This is a genomic window from Thermotoga sp. Cell2, assembly GCF_000789375.1.
In the GTDB taxonomy this organism is placed as follows: domain Bacteria; phylum Thermotogota; class Thermotogae; order Thermotogales; family Thermotogaceae; genus Thermotoga; species Thermotoga petrophila.
Genome location: NZ_CP003409.1, coordinates 470,641 through 487,583, shown reverse-complemented (window position 1 = coordinate 487,583; position 16,943 = coordinate 470,641). Strand labels below are relative to the sequence as shown.

14 protein-coding genes, 3 tRNA genes and 2 pseudogenes are annotated in these 16,943 nt (G+C 46.2%); 12 read left to right on the top strand and 7 right to left on the bottom strand.

The window, feature by feature from the left end:
• Positions 1-259 precede the first annotated feature (259 nt).
• The 9 genes and pseudogenes from CELL2_RS02530 to CELL2_RS02495 all read left to right on the top strand — a co-directional run bounded on the left by CELL2_RS02530 (position 260) and on the right by CELL2_RS02495 (position 9,130).
• Positions 260-679 carry a TRAP transporter small permease gene (locus CELL2_RS02530; protein WP_235231267.1) on the top strand — a complete coding sequence of 140 codons (420 nt, stop codon included), beginning with the start codon at positions 260-262 and terminating at the stop codon, positions 677-679.
• A pseudogene (locus CELL2_RS09885) lies at positions 676-2,075 on the top strand (TRAP transporter large permease). Before CELL2_RS02530 ends, CELL2_RS09885 begins: the two are co-directional and overlap by 4 nt.
• Before the next feature lie 63 nt (positions 2,076-2,138).
• Positions 2,139-3,548, top strand: a complete 1,410-nt coding sequence (gndA, locus tag CELL2_RS02520; protein WP_038033579.1) for an NADP-dependent phosphogluconate dehydrogenase — start codon at positions 2,139-2,141, stop codon at positions 3,546-3,548.
• On the top strand, positions 3,545-4,189 hold the full coding sequence (locus CELL2_RS02515; protein ID WP_012310576.1) for a GntR family transcriptional regulator: 645 nt from the start codon (positions 3,545-3,547) through the stop codon (positions 4,187-4,189). Before gndA ends, CELL2_RS02515 begins: the two co-directional genes overlap by 4 nt.
• 6 nt (positions 4,190-4,195) lie before the next feature.
• Positions 4,196-5,641, top strand: a complete 1,446-nt coding sequence (gene uxaE, locus CELL2_RS02510) for a D-tagaturonate epimerase UxaE (protein ID WP_038033581.1) — start codon at positions 4,196-4,198, stop codon at positions 5,639-5,641.
• Positions 5,638-5,817, top strand: a complete 180-nt coding sequence (locus CELL2_RS09505) for an SDR family NAD(P)-dependent oxidoreductase (RefSeq protein ID WP_371180331.1) — start codon at positions 5,638-5,640, stop codon at positions 5,815-5,817. The genes uxaE and CELL2_RS09505 overlap by 4 nt, the downstream gene beginning before the upstream one ends.
• 4 nt (positions 5,818-5,821) lie before the next feature.
• Complete coding sequence (locus CELL2_RS02505; RefSeq protein ID WP_241208695.1) at positions 5,822-6,406, top strand: SDR family oxidoreductase; 585 nt, start codon at positions 5,822-5,824, stop codon at positions 6,404-6,406.
• A gap of 13 nt (positions 6,407-6,419) precedes the next feature.
• Positions 6,420-7,703, top strand: coding sequence for a lactate racemase domain-containing protein (locus tag CELL2_RS02500; protein ID WP_038033587.1), 1,284 nt, complete (start codon positions 6,420-6,422; stop codon positions 7,701-7,703).
• Positions 7,700-9,130, top strand: a complete 1,431-nt coding sequence (locus CELL2_RS02495) for a gluconokinase (RefSeq protein ID WP_038033588.1) — start codon at positions 7,700-7,702, stop codon at positions 9,128-9,130. Before CELL2_RS02500 ends, CELL2_RS02495 begins: the two co-directional genes overlap by 4 nt.
• On the opposite strand, the gene CELL2_RS02490 is transcribed toward CELL2_RS02495, so the two are convergent.
• From CELL2_RS02490 to CELL2_RS09355, 7 genes and pseudogenes are all read right to left on the bottom strand, one after another.
• Entirely contained in the window at positions 9,118-10,494 is a 1,377-nt protein-coding gene (locus CELL2_RS02490; RefSeq protein WP_038033591.1) for an aspartate ammonia-lyase, read from the bottom strand. The two genes, CELL2_RS02495 and CELL2_RS02490, sit on opposite strands and share 13 nt — an antisense overlap.
• A complete protein-coding gene (gene hydF, locus CELL2_RS02485; RefSeq protein WP_011943114.1) occupies positions 10,491-11,705 on the bottom strand; it encodes a [FeFe] hydrogenase H-cluster maturation GTPase HydF in 1,215 nt (404 codons plus the stop codon). The genes CELL2_RS02490 and hydF overlap by 4 nt, the downstream gene beginning before the upstream one ends.
• Before the next feature lie 120 nt (positions 11,706-11,825).
• Complete coding sequence (gene purE, locus CELL2_RS02480; protein ID WP_004081520.1) at positions 11,826-12,341, bottom strand: 5-(carboxyamino)imidazole ribonucleotide mutase; 516 nt, start codon at positions 12,339-12,341, stop codon at positions 11,826-11,828.
• Positions 12,329-13,472: pseudogene (purK, locus tag CELL2_RS02475) on the bottom strand (5-(carboxyamino)imidazole ribonucleotide synthase). The gene purE and the pseudogene purK overlap by 13 nt, the downstream one beginning before the upstream one ends.
• Before the next feature lie 13 nt (positions 13,473-13,485).
• A complete protein-coding gene (locus CELL2_RS02470; RefSeq protein ID WP_038033599.1) occupies positions 13,486-15,621 on the bottom strand; it encodes an outer membrane protein assembly factor in 2,136 nt (711 codons plus the stop codon).
• Entirely contained in the window at positions 15,618-16,280 is a 663-nt protein-coding gene (thyX, locus tag CELL2_RS02465) for an FAD-dependent thymidylate synthase (RefSeq protein ID WP_038033605.1), read from the bottom strand. The genes CELL2_RS02470 and thyX overlap by 4 nt, the downstream gene beginning before the upstream one ends.
• A 91-nt stretch (positions 16,281-16,371) precedes the next feature.
• On the bottom strand, positions 16,372-16,524 hold the full coding sequence (locus CELL2_RS09355; RefSeq protein ID WP_011943110.1) for a hypothetical protein: 153 nt from the start codon (positions 16,522-16,524) through the stop codon (positions 16,372-16,374).
• A gap of 56 nt (positions 16,525-16,580) precedes the next feature.
• Between CELL2_RS09355 and CELL2_RS02460 the strand changes: the two genes are divergently transcribed.
• The 3 genes from CELL2_RS02460 (at position 16,581) to CELL2_RS02450 (ending at position 16,934) form a co-directional block, all read left to right on the top strand.
• Positions 16,581-16,656, top strand: a tRNA-Met gene (locus CELL2_RS02460).
• A gap of 106 nt (positions 16,657-16,762) precedes the next feature.
• Positions 16,763-16,835: transfer RNA gene (locus CELL2_RS02455), tRNA-Met, on the top strand.
• A gap of 23 nt (positions 16,836-16,858) precedes the next feature.
• A tRNA-Thr gene (locus CELL2_RS02450) sits at positions 16,859-16,934 on the top strand.
• The last annotated feature ends 9 nt before the right edge of the window (positions 16,935-16,943 follow it).

The following is a 16,943-nucleotide window of genomic DNA, read 5'->3' as shown; positions in this document are numbered from 1 at the left end:
TCACGCTTTTCCAAAAGGCTGTTCAACCTTTGTACGATAAATATCCTGAATACAAAGATTTGATCAAGAGAATACAGGCAGTTAAATGATTTCTAGATATGAATAAACCCCGGTCGGTTTAAAAACCGACTGGGGTTTATTGCTTAATACTCTTCAAGGAGGTAGCTTGAATGAAAGAAAACATAGGAAAAATTATAAACACAATTGATAAAATCATTGAAAACGTTGTTTTGGGTTTTTCCACAGCGGGTTTTTTTTCATGGTTGGAACAACTTTCTATCAAGTTGTAGCTCGATATGTGTTCAATAAGCCACCTACTTGGAGCGAAGAAACCACGCTTCTTGTAATGATATGGGTTTCTCTCTTGACGGCAGGCATTGGTGTTAGAAGAGGTATTCACATGAAAGTGGAGCTGTTTTTAAGTACATTGCCATTGTTGATGAGAAAAGTATGCGAAATAGCTGTGTTACTCGTTGTAGGATACTACGGTTATGTAATGGCAAAGTACAGTTATATTTTAGCGATTCGTTTGCCCAATAAATTACCAGCCACCGGGATCTCTGTTGTTTGGATGTATATGCCAGCTTCAATATGTGGAGTATTGATTATCTTTAGCGTCGCTGTGAAAGTATTGGAATATTTTCTCCTATCAGAAAAAACAAGGGGAGCGAGAAAATGATGAAGGCAAAAATAATTTCCAGACTGCTAGTGTTTATAGCCCTTTTCTCGTTACTAGGGATTGATATAGCCTTTCTTTTGAATCTTCCCATAGTAAGCAATCTTCAACACAACTCAGCGGGAACCATTCTTCTCTTATCTAATTTCTTTCTTACACTAATGATAGGGGTCCCAATTTCTTTGTCTTTAGGTTTTTCTGCGTTGATCACAGCGTTTTACTTGAAAGTTCCCGCTATGATTATATTCCAGAAGATAAGTGCTGGTATAAATTCCTTCTCATTAACTGCTATACCTTTTTTCATACTGGCAGGCCAAATAATGTCAGAAGGAGGTATTGCAAGCCAAATAGTTGAATTTTCGAAACTGATAGTTGGACGCATACGTGGAGGACTTGCAATGGTTAACATCGTTGCAAGTATGTTTTTTGGAGGAGTTTCTGGATCGTCAGTTGCGGACGTGTCTTCAATAGGAGCCATTTTGATACCAGCCATGGAAAAAGAAGGTTATGACAGAGAATTTTCCGTGGCTGTCACCGTTACTTCGTCTACGCAAGGCATTATAATTCCTCCTAGTCACAACATGATAATCTATTCTTTGGCTGCGGGAGGAGTTTCCATAGGTGCTCTTTTCATGGCGGGATATATTCCTGGTATAATGGTCGGTATTGCTCAGATGATCGTGGCTTACATAATCGCCAGAAAGAAAATTATCCTAGGGCAGAGAAAGTACCCCTGAAAGAAGCTCTTCGAATTGCCAGAAACTCGATTCTTGGTCTCTTGGTAGCTATCATCATCATAGTAGGAATCGTTGCTGGTATATTCACTGCCACGGAGGCATCAGTAGTTGCTGTGGTTTATGCCATGGTGATAACTCTATTTGTTTATAGGAGTTTGAATCTCAAAAGTTTGGTGACCGTTTTCAAAAACGCTACTCTAACAATTGCACAAGTGTTGTTTTTAATAGCCAATGCTTCCGCTTTCAGTTACATTATGGCGTATTTAAGAATACCGTACACCGTTGCGCATGGACTTCTCCAAATAACCGACAATAAATATCTTCTAATGTTATTAATTAATGGTGTGCTCTTGGTTTTGGGAATGATTATGGACATGGCTCCTTTGATTCTTATAGTCACTCCTGTTTTGCTGCCAATAGTCACACAATTGGGATGGTCACCCATACAATTCGGTATTATCTTGCTATTGAATCTTTCAATTGGCCTATGTACACCACCAGTGGGTAATACACTATTTGTAGGATGCGCCGTGGGGAAAACAACCATAGAAAAAGTTATGAAAGCAATCTGGCCGTTTTATATAGCTATGATAGTTGTACTGCTACTTGTAACCTACGTCCCATGGTTTACTATGTTCCTGGGTAGCAAATTCGGTGGCTGAAAAATCGTGAAAATCTAGCAACCAGTCACTGGGAATTATCACACGTTCTAGGAGGTGATACCTGTGAAATCCAGCATAGGTCTCATAGGTCTTGCGGTGATGGGACAGAATCTTGCATTAAACATCGCAAGAAAAGGTTATAAAGTCTCTGTTTTCAACCGAACGGCCCAGAAAACAGAAGAGTTCGTGAAAAATCGGGTGAAGGGCGAGGAAATAGAACCTCACTACGATATAAAAGATTTTGTAGAATCCCTTGAGAGACCAAGAAAGATCATTCTGATGGTGAAAGCAGGAAAACCTGTTGACGATACTATTTCCCAGCTTCTTCCCTATCTCGAACCGGGGGATTTGATCATAGACGGCGGGAATTCTCATTATCTGGACACAGAAAGACGCTTTAAAGATCTCACAGAGAAAGGGTTTCTCTTTCTTGGAATGGGAGTTTCGGGTGGTGAGTATGGAGCCCTCCATGGACCCTCTCTCATGCCTGGTGGAAGCAAAAAAGCGTACAGCCTGGTCGAAGATATCCTCCTGAAGATCGCTGCAAAAACGGAAGATGGCCCCTGCTGCACCTACGTTGGGGAAAGATCCGCCGGGCACTTTGTGAAAATGGTTCACAACGGAATAGAATACGCCATCATGCAATCGATAGCGGAAATTTATCACATCATGAGAGATGTTCTGGACCTTCCTACCGATGAGATGTCTGATATCTTCAAGGAGTGGAACTCTGGGGAACTCAATTCCTTCCTCGTGGAGATCACCTACAAGATCCTGAAAAGAAAAGACGAAGAGACGGGAAAGCCGATGGTTGACGTGATACTGGACAGAGCAGAACAGAAAGGAACCGGAAAGTGGACTTCTCAGGCAGCCCTTGACCTCGGAATACCTACCCCTTCCATAAACCTGGCGGTGGTTGAAAGGGTGATTTCCCATTTCAAAGACATAAGAACAAGGCTTTCGAAACTGTATAATAAGAGAAGAAGCGCTACTCAGGGTAGCGAGGAATTTTTGAGAGATCTCCGAAACTCTCTCTTCTTTGCCATGTTCATGGCCTTTTCTCAGGGCATGTGGTTGATCGCAGAAGCATCGAAAGAGTTCGGCTATGGGGTGAACCTCTCGGAGGTGCTCAGAATATGGAAGGGTGGATGTATCATAAGGGCGAAGTTGATAGACACACTCAGAAGGTACATATCTAACGAGAACGCGTATTTGCTGGAGAACGAAGAAGTGATGAATCTATTGAAAGGCAAAATCGATTCTCTAAAGAACATATTGAAGGCGTCCATAGAGAACGAAATCCCCGTTCCTGTTTTGAGTTCCTCTTACAACTACTTCATGAGTCTTACCGAAGAGAGACTGCCGGCGAATCTCATACAGGCTCAAAGAGACTTCTTCGGAGCACACACTTTTGAGAGAGTAGACAGAGAAGGTGTGTTCCACATCAACTGGGAGGAAGGAGAGATAGGATGAAAAAAATCGAAGTGGACCTCGTGAGAACGAAGGTCTACAATCTTCTCAAAGAAATGATACTGAACCACGAATTGAAGCTTGGAGAGAAACTAAACGTGAGAGAACTCTCCGAAAAACTTGGTATCAGCTTTACTCCTGTGCGGGATGCCCTTCTCCAGCTTGCAACTGAGGGTCTTGTGAAGGTGGTTCCAAGGGTTGGTTTTTTTGTAACCGACGTCGATGAGAAATTCATAAGAGAAACCATAGAAACGAGAATCATGATGGAAGTCTTCTGTCTTGAAAATTACTTCGATAAAATTGCTGGTTCCGAAGAACTTTTAGAGATAAAGGGAGAAATCGATGATGTGGAGAAAAGCGCCAAGAGAGAGATTTTTGACGATTCCGATGAAAGGCTACACAAACTCTTCATCAGAGCCTCAGGGAATGATCTCATCATATCTTTGTATGAAAAGATATGGGATCGTATAGACCTCGTAAGGCATCTGAACGAAAGATACGTCGTTTCGAACAGGGAACACAAAGAACTCATAGAGAGAATCATCAGCGGCGATAAAGAAGGCGCTATTGAAAAGTTAAAAGAACACTTGAAAAATGTGGAGGCGGAGACCATAAAGAACCTGTACACATATGAAAGGAGTTGAGAAGTTATGGTCTTGAAAGTGTTCAAAGACCACTTTGGAAGGGGATACGAAGTTTACGAAAAGTCTTATAGAGAAAAGGATTCTCTTTCTTTCTTCTTGACAAAGGAAGAGGAAGGAAAAATTCTGGTAGTGGCTGGAGAAAAGGCACCTGAGGGTCTGTCGTTTTTCAAAAAACAGCGGGTGGAGGGTGTTTCGTTCTTTTTCTGTGAGAGAAATCATGAGAACTTGGAAGTTCTCAGAAAATACTTTCCAGATCTCAAACCAGTTCGAGCGGGATTGAGAGCGTCTTTTGGAACAGGTGACAGACTCGGTATCACCACACCGGCTCACGTGAGGGCGTTGAAGGATTCAGGGCTTTTTCCCATCTTTGCGCAGCAGTCGGTGAGGGAGAACGAGAGAACGGGAAGGACCTGGAGAGATGTGCTGGACGATGCCACATGGGGAGTTTTCCAGGAGGGATACAGTGAGGGATTCGGAGCGGATGCAGACCATGTGAAGCGGCCGGAGGATCTTGTTTCGGCTGCAAGGGAAGGTTTCACCATGTTCACAATCGATCCTTCGGATCATGTGAGGAATCTTTCAAAACTTACAGAAAAGGAAAGAAATGAGAAATTCGAAGAGATTCTGAGAAAGGAAAGGATCGACAGGATCTATCTCGGTAAGAAATACTCTGTTCTCGGTGAGAAGATCGAATTCGATGAGAAGAATCTCAGAGATGCGGCGCTCGTGTATTACGATGCGATTGCCCACGTGGATATGATGTATCAAATTTTGAAAGACGAAACCCCGGATTTCGACTTCGAAGTGTCAGTTGACGAAACAGAAACTCCTACGAGTCCTCTCTTCCACATTTTCGTTGTGGAAGAACTCAGACGAAGAGGTGTGGAGTTCACCAATCTTGCCCTGAGATTCATCGGCGAATGGGAAAAGGGAATAGATTACAAGGGGGATCTTGCACAGTTCGAGAGAGAAATCAAAATGCACGCAGAAATCGCAAGGATGTTCGAAGGATACAAAATATCACTCCACTCTGGAAGCGACAAATTTTCCGTGTATCCTGCTTTTGCTTCCGCGACAGGAGGCCTTTTCCACGTGAAGACAGCCGGAACGAGTTATCTTGAGGCGGTGAAGGTCATATCCATGGTCAACCCGGAGCTCTTCCGGGAGATCTACAGGTGTGCTCTCGATCACTTTGAGGAAGACAGAAAGTCCTATCACATATCTGCGGATCTGTCGAAAGTTCCGGAAGTAGAGAAAGTGAAAGATGAAGATCTTCCAGGTCTTTTTGAAGACATCAACGTGAGACAGTTGATCCATGTCACCTATGGCTCTGTTCTGAAAGATGCATCTTTGAAAGAACGGCTGTTTAAGACGCTTGAACAAAATGAGGAACTCTTCTACGAGACCGTGGCAAAACATATAAAAAGGCACGTAGACCTGTTGAAGGGGTGATTTGTGTGTTCGATCTCAGGGGGAGGGTTGCCCTCGTAACCGGTGGCTCTCGTGGGCTGGGTTTTGGAATCGCTCAGGGGCTGGCAGAGGCCGGATGTTCAGTGGTCGTTGCAAGCAGAAATCTGGAGGAAGCATCAGAAGCGGCTCAAAAAGTTGAAAGAAAAATACAGTGTTGAAACAATGGCTTTCCGATGCGATGTTTCAAACTATGAGGAAGTGAAAAAACTTTTGGAAGCAGTGAAAGAGAAATTTGGAAAGCTCGATACGGTGGTCAACGCTGCGGGGATAAACAGAAGACATCCAGCGGAAGAATTTCCTCTCGATGAGTTCAGACAGGTGATAGAGGTGAACCTTTTTGGAACTTACTACGTGTGTAGGGAGGCCTTTTCACTCCTGAGAGAATCCGATAACCCCTCTATCATAAACATAGGATCTCTCACCGTTGAAGAAGTCACCATGCCCAACATATCCGCGTACGCTGCTTCGAAAGGAGGCGTTGCTTCTCTCACAAAAGCTCTGGCGAAGGAGTGGGGAAGGTACGGCATAAGGGTGAATGTGATAGCGCCGGGCTGGTACAGAACCAAGATGACAGAGGCTGTATTCAGCGATCCAGAAAAACTGGACTACATGCTCAAGAGGATACCCCTTGGCAGAACGGGTGTACCAGAGGATTTGAAGGGTGTGGCAGTCTTCCTTGCTTCCGAAGAGGCGAAGTACGTGACTGGACAGATCATATTTGTAGACGGTGGTTGGACTGCGAATTGAAGGGGTGGGATCAGTGACGGTGTACCTAGAAGAAGATCCTTTGACCGAAGAGAAGATAAAAGAAGGTCTTTCAAAATTGGTTGAAGATCTTGGAAAAGTGAAAAAAGTGCTGGTGGTGCACACAGATTACACCCGCGTGGATTTCACCCACTTAGTGGCAAAGAACCTCTACAGATTTCTCCTTGAAAGAGGTCTGAAAGAGTTTCATACGCTCAACGCGAGCGGTACACACAGGGCCATGAAAATTGAAGAGTTCGAAAAGAAACTCGGTATCTCAAGAAACGAAAGAGGAGTGTTTTTCCACAACCATGAGTTTTTCAATCCTGAAGCACTGGCGTTTGTTGGCACGCTACCGGCTGGTTTCGTTTCAGAGATGACCGAGGGAGATCTGGAAGAGGAGATACCGATAAAGGTGAACAGAATCCTCTTTGAAGATTTCGACGCGATCTTTTTCATAAACGGTACAGTTCCTCACGAATCGACAGGTTTTTCCGGTGGCTTGAAGATCGTTATTCCGGGAATCGCCAGCACGGAAGTTGTAGATACTTTCCACTGGGCAGCAGTTCTCATGGGCATTCCAAAACTCATAGGCACGGTGGACAATCCCGCGCGTAAGATCATAAACAGGGCATCGGAGATGATTTTTGAGAAGATAAAAGCAAGATCCTTCACACTCAACATGGTGTACGAAGAGGAAGAAGAAGTGATTCCAAGAGCTCTCTACATAGATGAAGGATACGAAGGCTTTTTAAGGGCATACGAAAAAGCTTGCGAGCTCAGCTCTCAACTTCACGTGAAATACATAGACCGACCTCTCAGAAGGGCTGTCCAGGTGATAGGAGAGGAATACGATGAAGTCTGGACGGCGGGGAAGGGTTCCTACAAGCTTCAAAGACCAGGTGTGATGGCAAAGGGCGGTCAGATCATCATCTACGCACCGCACATAAGGAAGTTCCACTCCAACCCGCAGATGGACAAGTGGATCAGGGAAATAGGATACCACTGTAAAGACTACGTGAAGTGGTATCTGAAGAAACATCCCGATTTCAACAAGAACGTTGCAGCACATGTGATCAACGTAAGAGGAGCTGGAACGTTCGATCCAGAAACGGGTAAAGAGGAGTTCGAATTCGATGTGATCCTCGCCACCTCCATTCCTGAAGACGAATGCAGGGCAGTGAACCTTGGATACATGGATCCGTCGAAGATCAAAAAAGAAGATTTCATGGATGAGGATAGTCTCTGGATAGTCCCGGGTGGAAAGTACCTCTACGATCTGAAGGAGAGGAGAGGATGATAGCGGCCATAGACATTGGAACAGAGAGCACTCGTCTTATGTTCAAAAGTAACGGTGAGTGGAAAGTTCTGAAAAAGTCATATAGAATCTTCTTTCCATCACCCGAGGCGGCAGAACAGGACCCGAATGAGATCTTTTCCGCTGTTTTCGATCTTTTAAAGCAAGTACCCAACGAGGACGAGGTTCTCTACGTTGGTATGAGCTCTGTGTTCCACAGCATCATCGGTCTTGATGAAAATCTCAATCCGGTTACTCCCCTCCTCAACTGGGCAGACAGGAGATCCTTTCGGGAAAAGGAAGAACTGGAGAAGAAGTACGGTGTCAGGTTCTTTTATGAAAAAACCGCGTGCCCGCTCCATCCGATGTACTGGCCTTCAAAGATCCTGTGGATGAAGAAAAACTCGAATGCGAAAAAGTTCTGTTCGATAAAAGCCTACATCGTCAACAAGATGACTGGAGAATTTGTGGAAGAGCTTTCTCTCGCATCTGGAACCGGTATGATGAACATACATTCCCTCGAATGGGACGGGGAAATCCTGGAGATCACGGGAGTGAGGAAAGAAGATCTTCCTGAGATCAAATCACCTTACACACAGGTGAGGGTGAAAGACGAGATAGCAAAAGAGCTTGGCTTCAAGAAAGTCTACCTGATCCTTGGCGGTGGAGACGGAGTGATGACGAACGTGGGATTGAGTGCGATGGATCCTGATTCAGCCACCGTGACGATTGGAACGAGCGGCGCGTTTCGTGTTGTCATGGACAGACCGGTGATCGATCGGGAGGGGATTTCCACCTGGTGCTATCTGATCGATGAGGAAAACTACGTTCTCGGCGGGGCGATAAACAATGGCGGTATCGTGTTGATGTGGCTTAAAGATGTCATGAGGTTCGACAGTTACGACGATATCATAGAAGAAGCAAAGGAGTCTCCAGCTGGTGCGAACGGACTGGTATTCCTGCCGTTTCTCAACGGGGAAAGGGCACCGCACTGGAGAGAAAGATACAGGGGCGTTCTGGTAGGGCTCACTTCCTCTCACAGAAGGAGTGACATTGCAAGAGCGGCACTCGAGGGAATCTGCTTCAGGATAAAGGACATACACAACGCGGTTAAAAGAGTGGGAAGTGTTGATCCCAATCGAATCGTTGCGACGGGAGGTTTCACCAGCTCTCCGTACTGGGTCCAGCTCTTATCGGACGTTCTTGGAAAGGATATAATCGTCACAAACGTGGAGAATCCTTCCGCTTTTGGAGCCTACGTAATGGCTTTGAAATCGCTGGGAGAAGATGTGGAAGGCTTTATCGAAAAAGAGGTTCGGGTAGAGCGGGTGTTTCACCCTGATTCTGAAAGAAACGCGGTGTACGAGAGACTGTACAGTGATTATAAGTTCCTGTACGAAAAACTCGTGGACTATTATTACAAGGAGTAGCCAAGCCCCGTCATCTTTTTGAGGTTGAGAACCTTCAGTATCTCTTCGACAGGAATGTTTTTCTCCTGGGATAGAATTTCAACGGCTTTCTTTATGTCCCAATTCGCTTTTTTTATTGCTTCAGAGACCGCTTCGTATCCAAACAACTTTATCAAAGGTGTGAGGTTCGAAACAGACCTTCGAAGGTGTTCCTCGCACCGCTCGTTGTTCGCTTTTATTTTTGAGATGTAGCTGGCGAGTGATCTACAGGCGTTTGTGAGGAGTGTGAGAGATTTCAGTGTTAGGTGAACTATCAGAGGAGCGAACTGGTTGAGTTCTAAATTCCCAAGTGCGCAGGCATGGTTCAGGATCATGTCGTGACCGAAAACCATGTGACAGATTTGCATCACGTACTCGGGAACAACCGGGTTTATTTTTCCTGGCATGATGGAGCTTCCCGCCTGCACAGCTGGAAGAATCAGTTCCCCGATCACGGTGTTTGGTCCGCTTCCCAGCAGTCTGATGTCATTTGAGATCTTGTAGAGGTTCACAGCAAGAGATTTCAAAAGACCATGAACCTCAGCAAAAACGTCCCAGTTCTGCGTGGCGTCTATGAGGTTTTCTGCTTTAGCAATCTTCACTTTCGTTACTTCTCTCACTTTTTCGACGATCTTGAGGATGTAGTCTTTCGGCGCCCCAACTCCCGTTCCGATGGCCGTTCCCCCGATGTTTACACTTCTTATTCTTTCTTCGACTTTGTAGAGCCTCCATCTGTCTCTTGCGAGGGCATCCGCGAAAGCGCCGAATTCCTGCCCTAACATGATGGGCGGTCCATCCATGAGCTGTGTTCTTCCTGGTTTTCTTATGGAGTAGAACTCCTTCTCTTTCTCCTGAATCTTCTCCTGAAGGTTTATCACTTCATCTATGAGTTTTCTGAGTTTCACGATGGTGGCGATTTTCGCACTCGTTGGGAAGGTATCGTTCGTGGACTGGTGCAGGTTCACATGGTCTATGGGATCGACCAGGTATTCTCCTTTCTTTCCACCGAGTATTTCCGTAGCCCTGTTTGCGATCACTTCGTTTACGTTCATGTTTATGGAAGTTCCAGCCCCACCAGAGAGTGGATCCACAACCACGTGTTTTTTCAGGTCTTCCCATTCGTCACAGGCCTTCACGATGGCGTTTCCTGTTCGTTCGTCCAGATAACCGAGCTCTGTGTTCAAAAGGGCGCAGGCTTTTTTCACCATGAAATAGGCCCAGATGAGGGTTTCGTCGAGCTTTTCACCTGTGGATGGGAAGTTCATGAGGGCTCTCTTTGTGTGTATTCCATAGTAGGCTTCGTCTTCTATCTCCAGTTCCCCGAGGTAATCGCGTTCCTTTCTCACACCTTCACTTCCTCTCTGAAGGGACGTATCGCCCGGTCGAGTACTCCATGGAGGTAAGAGATCGTCACACCGTAGTTCGTCATGGGAATACCGAGTCTTTTTGCCATTCTCACCCTTCTCATCATAGCTGCCCTGTTCAGAACACATCCTCCGCAGTGAATGATGAGTTTGGCATCTTCGATCTCTTCGAGATCCGGGAAATCCTTTCCCGCTATGACTTTGAAGTTCAACTGGGCTCCCGTGTGGTTCACAAGCCACCTTGGAATCTTCACCCTTCCGATGTCTTCGGTGAGAGGTCTGTGGGTGCAGCCTTCCATGATGACAACAGTGTCTCCGTCTTCCAGCTCTTCTATCTTTCTCACGCTTTCCACAAAGTAGGCCAGATCGCCTCGATATCGTGACTCCACAATGGAAAAGGTGGTGAGTTCCACGTCTTCCGGGACATCAGACGCTACTTTCATTACCACCTGAGAGTCTGTGATGACGAGTTTTGGTTTCATCCCTATGTTTTCCATCACGTACCTGAGCTCTCTTTCCTTCACCACGAGGGCGATGGCTTCTCTGTCGAGGGCTTCCCTGATCGCGTGGACCTGAGGCATGATGAGCCTCCCCTTTGGAGCACCGAGATCTATAGGGACCACGAGGATCACAAGATCGCCGCCATCTATCAGATCACCGAGGTAAGGAATCTCTTCATCACCCGGAAGAATTTCGGAGATGGTCTTCCCGATATCGTCGAATCCCTTTTTCTGCAAAGCCGAGACAAGGAGTACTTTCGCTTCGTAACGGCTTTCGTAGAGTCCCTTCAGCTCTTCGGCCTTTTCTCCAAGAACGTCGATTTTGTTTACGACAACTACGAAGGGAATTTCCATCTCTTTGAAAAGATTGACAACGTCGTCTTCGTACGGTGTCGGTTCGCTGTCTGTTACGAGTATTCCACAGTCCGCTCTATAGAATACTCTCCTTGCTTTCTCCACTCTGAGTCTTCCAAGTTCTCCCACATCATCGAGTCCAGGAGTGTCGACCAGCGTTACAGGGCCTACGGGGTAAAGCTCCATGGATTTGTAAACGGGATCTGTCGTGGTGCCTGCGTATTCACTCACGATGGACACGTTTTGTCCAACGAGTGCGTTCATGAAGGATGATTTCCCGACGTTTCTTCTTCCGGCGACAACGATGTATCTCCTGAAACCAGCGTCCGGCAATCTCACGATATCACCCTCTATAAAGAAAAATCCCCTTCGCACGACCGAAGGGGTGAGTTCCCCCTCGGTGTCGGATGCCCTCCACCTCAGGTGGAACGGTCTTTTTCATGTTAATTTTATCACAATTTACTCTTTCTGGTTCAGATATTCTTTGTAACCAATTTGTTCTAATCTTTGGGCTTTTTCCAGAACTTCCCGTTTCATTCTCTCTTTATACTCTTTTACCTTCCTTGCGATCTCCGGATATTTGATTCCCAGAATAGACGCAGCGAGGATTCCCGCGTTCTTCGCGTTGTTTATGGCAACGGTGGCAACGGGTACACCTCCCGGCATCTGAACTATGGAGAAAAGAGAATCCAGACCGTTCAGTGTGGATGTTTTCACAGGAACACCTATCACAGGAAGGTGGGTGATGCTTGCCACCATTCCCGGGAGGTGAGCTGCTCCTCCCGCTCCCGCAATGATCACTTCTATTCCCCGTTCTTCGGCGTTCTTTGCGTACTCGAACATGCGATCCGGTGTCCTGTGGGCAGAAACGATCGTAATCTCGTAATCTATTCCGAATTCTTCCAAAATTTCAGCTGCCTGCTTCATTACAGGAAGATCGGAGTCACTTCCCATGATGATTCCTACCCTTGGCACATCGCTCCCTCCTCCGAGACGACTTTCAGTATTTTCTTCGCTCTGAGCGCTTTTTCGAGCGCTCTTTCAACGTCTCTGTCCACCACCGTGAAATGTCCCATTTTTCTGTACGGTCTGGTTTCTTTTTTTCCATAGAAATGAAGCGAAAGACCTTCTATGGCCAGAGCTTCTTCCAATCCAATGAGGGCGGGTTTCCCATAATATCCTTCCTTACCGAGGAGATTCACCATCACCGCGGGGATGAGAAGCTCCGTTGATCCGAGAGGCAGGTTCATGATCGCCCTTATGTGCTGTTCGAACTGGCTCGTCACACACGCTTCGATGGTGTAATGGCCGGAATTGTGTGGGCGTGGAGCGATCTCGTTGACGAGTATCTCACCCTGTTTTGTGAGAAACATCTCTATTCCAAAGATACCGACACCTTCTAACGCCTCTACAACACTCGTTGCGATTTCTCTGGCGATCTTCGAATGTTTTTCTTCTATTCTGGCAGGTGCTATCACCGTATCGCAGATGTTCGCATCTTCGTCGAAGTACATCTCCACCACGGGATAACACGCTGTTTCTCCTTTTTCGTTTCTCGCCACCATGACAGCGAGTTCTTTCTCTATCTCAACGAACTCCTCAAGGTAGGTCTCGCCTTTTATAGCGTTTCCAAGGTCTTTTTCGTTTTTTATGATGAACACACCTCTGCCGTCGTATCCTCCTTTTCTCGCCTTTTGAACAACAGGGAAACCGAACTCCCTGACGTCGCTTTCCAGATCCTTCACCGGTTTGTATCTGGGAACTGGGATGCCGTTTTTCTTCAAAAATTCTTTTTGAATGAACTTATCCTGTATGATTTCCAGAGTGTACGGAGAGGGATGTATTTTGTAGCCCTCGTCGTAGAGTTTCTTCAATGTCTGAACGTCGATGTGTTCAAGATCGTAGGTGGTAACATCTGAACCTTTTACCAGATCTTCAATTCTTTCTGAGTCGAAAAAAACCTGCGACTATCTGCTCATCCGCCACCTGTCCGGCGGGGCTTCTGGGGGTTGGATCGAGCACTATCACGTAAAAACCCATCTTCTTCGCTTCGAGGGTCATCATCTTGCCAAGCTGGCCACCGCCGATGATACCGATCTTTTTCAAATCTCCTCCCTCCTCACCAGCTTCCCATGAAGAAGTAGAACTGCCAGTCTTTCTCGTTGAATCTGTAGGCACCGCCAACTTCCACGCTCCCAAGAAGGGGAACGACGAGATCGAGTTTCACGCCTGCTGAAGAGAGAGTGTTCATATTTCCGTTCTCTTCTATTCCGCCGTAGTCAACGAACAGTCCGGTGACGACGGGTACGTTTTCTTTCTGAAGAATCCAGTTCAGATCGGCTGAGAGTTTGAACATCTTTTCAGTCTCGAAGTAGTTGTAACCACGCACCGCATAAGGACCAGACACTTCCAAAAGTTCCGTTCCAATCTCGTTGCGGACCATTCCGCCTGTACCTTTGAAGCTCCAGAAGAGACTTTCAAAGATCGGGTAGTACGCTTCTCCCGAGAGGATGCCCTTCCAGTACTTTTGATCGTCCAGCCCGAAAAGACCCGCGCGTGTCAGGTCGAGCGAGAGGTAGTACCCTTCGGTTGGAAGGATTGCGGAGTTCTTGGTGTTGTATCTGTATCTCGTGAGGATTGCGAGAGTTCCCTTGCTTCCGTCGACCAATGTCTTTTCGTAGATGGGTCCGATACCGAAGGAATGTCCCTTGTACGGAAGAGAAGAGATCAAGCCTTTGAGGCTGATCGTATCGGTGCCGCTGGAGGTGGTGTAATCTGTGTATCCAATTCCCAGTTCAAGGTTCATTGGAACTTCGAATTTGACAGGGAGTTTCATGCTTCCTTCAACGCTTCTTTCGGTGAAACCGAGGTTGAGATTCACAGAGAAGGACTCTCCGTATCCGAAAGTGTTCACTGCGGAGAGCTGAACCATTCCGCTGAAGCCCTGCCACCACTCACCTTCTTTTGGCATGGTCCATCCAATTCCACCTATGAAATTCCTCGTTTTTTCCGCTTCTTTGAGATCTATCACGACATCCACCTGAGTTGCGCTTGGAGAAAGCTGTGGATATATGTTCACAGAATCGAAGTACCTGCTGTTCTGCAGATAAGAGTAGGTGAGCATGATCTCTTCTTTGTTCAGAGGTTCTCCTTCTTTTATGGTGACCAGGTTCTCCACCACGTAGGGTTTTGTTTTCTTGAGCCCTTCGATTTTAACGGAGCGAACGTATTTCTCGTAGATATCGAACACGAGGCTGTCGTCTTCTATCTTTGCTTCCACCCACGTGTATGGGAAATTGTTCTTCTCGTAAAAATCAACTATTCTGTTCATCGCGAGAAGCACCTGAGCATTCGTGTAGGTCTGATCTGGAGACAACCCGGACGCTTTCAAAAGCTCCTGATCCGTGAAGATCGTGTTACCGTGGAAGAGAATCTCTTTGAAAGCTTTCTCTCCTTCAAACAGTCTTCTCTGTACTACATTGACCACCATGATCACGACATTCTTTTCTTCGATATCCTTCACTGTGGTTTTCTTGAAATTAACCGTTGTTTCTTTCGAGAAGAACGGGTAGGAGTTTATAACTGAGATGAGGTTGTTTATATCGGAGTACTTTGGATAGAAATCTTTCTTGCTCATGGTGAAAAACCTCACCAGTGGAGAGGAAGAATAGAAGTCTCTCAGGGTTTTTATCTTCGCTTTCGAAAGGATGGAAACGATATCCAGCCCATCCACTTCTCCGTTGAAAACGATGTCCCATAGAGCGTATTCTTTCACAACGATTTTATAAGTACCGTCCTCAAAGTTTCCGTTTATCTCTACAAGAAAGTATCCTGCTTCCTGATACTTGTTTCTCATAGTTTCGAACGTTTCTTTCAAAAGGTTCACGTTCAACGGCATGCCTTTCTCGATTTTAACGAGCTCTTTGAGTTCTTTTTTGTCCACCAGACCAGGGCCCTCTATTTCCAGTTTCCAATCTTTGACAACTGGATTTTCCTCCAGTGAGACGACAAGTCTGTAACCCACATCAGCTGGTTCCAGAGAGGGTGTTAGAGAGGAGAAATATCCAAGGTCGAAGACTTTTTTCAGATACTCCTGAATTTCATCGGATGATACCTCTCCGAAGAGTTTTCCGACTTTTTGAACTATGAATTCGGAATTGAGAGTGTTCAATCCCTTGAAATCGACTTCCGAGATGTAAATTGCCATCGCGGAAACAGCCAGCAGAACCATCAGAAGAACCAGCTCTCTTTTCATACCTGTACCTCCTTCAGGATATCTCCCTTATAAGCATACTTGAGAAATGCCTCGAAAGTCCAGGGACACTTCTCTTTGAAAATCCTCGCGATTGCCAGAGCGTACTGTTGAATTTCCCACTGAGCGTGAGAATCTGCCCTCAGATTCAAAAAATTCATGAGACTCCTTGCGTTCACAGTCCAGAAAAACCTCGTGTACAGATTCAAAGGGAGCACTATCCTTGCCACCTCTCGAGGAACACCGCTTTCTATCAACTCCAGATACGTTCGATACGCTTTATCGACTATTTCTGAGATCTTCTCCGTCACCTGTTCGGGAGGGATGGTCGTTTTGTACCCTTCCAGGCGTTCGGGAGAGGGGATATAAAATTCGTAGGAGAGCTTCGAGTATCTGCCGCTCAATTCGTTGTAGGATGCGATCCTGTGTCTGAACCACTGCCTCGCCACGAATATGGGAGCTTTCACGTGGAAGGTGAAGACAATGTGTTCGAAAGGAGTCTCGTGGCCGTGCCTCATGAGATATTCGATGAGATGTCTATCCCTTTCTTCGTCTTTCAAGCCCATATTGAAAGAAACGCGGGCGGCCCGTACAGCGGAAAGATCGTTTCCCATCATATCCACAAGTTCAACGAATCCTTTGTCTAAGATATCGATCTTCATCGATATCCTCCCTTCCGGAGAGTGCTCGTTGTTGGAGGGTGCCGGTCTTTTATAACAATACTAACATATAAGCTTAGAGGGCTGAATGTTTTCAGCCCTCCTTTTTGGTCATGATCTTGACGATCGTTTTTTCGATCCGTTCTCTGTCTATCTTATTTCCGTCCTTTAAAATCTTCAGAGCGGCTTTTATCACGAGAATTCTCGGATATTTTACGAGCATTTCCTTGATAGGATCTCTCTTCATGCTGATCACACTCCTTGACAACGGGGATGTGTTAGAATATAATCTGATATCGGTGTGGGCTCGTAGCTCAGCTGGCAGAGCGCCCGGCTCATAACCGGGTGGTCGGGGGTTCGAATCCTCCCGAGCCCACCAGTTCCTGAAGGAGAGCACGGCTCTCCTTATTATTTTAACACATCGTTCAAAGATGTTCGAGGTTGACAAAGAAAAGCTCTGATAGTAAAATTAATGAACGGTCTTGGGCGGCGTAGCTCAGCGGCGAGAGCGGGTGATTCATAATCACCGTGTCGTGGGTTCGAGTCCCACCGCCGCCATAGGTCATCGGAAAGGAAATAGGGCCAGCGTAGCTCAACCGGTAGAGCGACTGATTTGTAATCAGTAGGTTGTGGGTTCGAGTCCCACCGCTGGCTCCAAAAGTATGT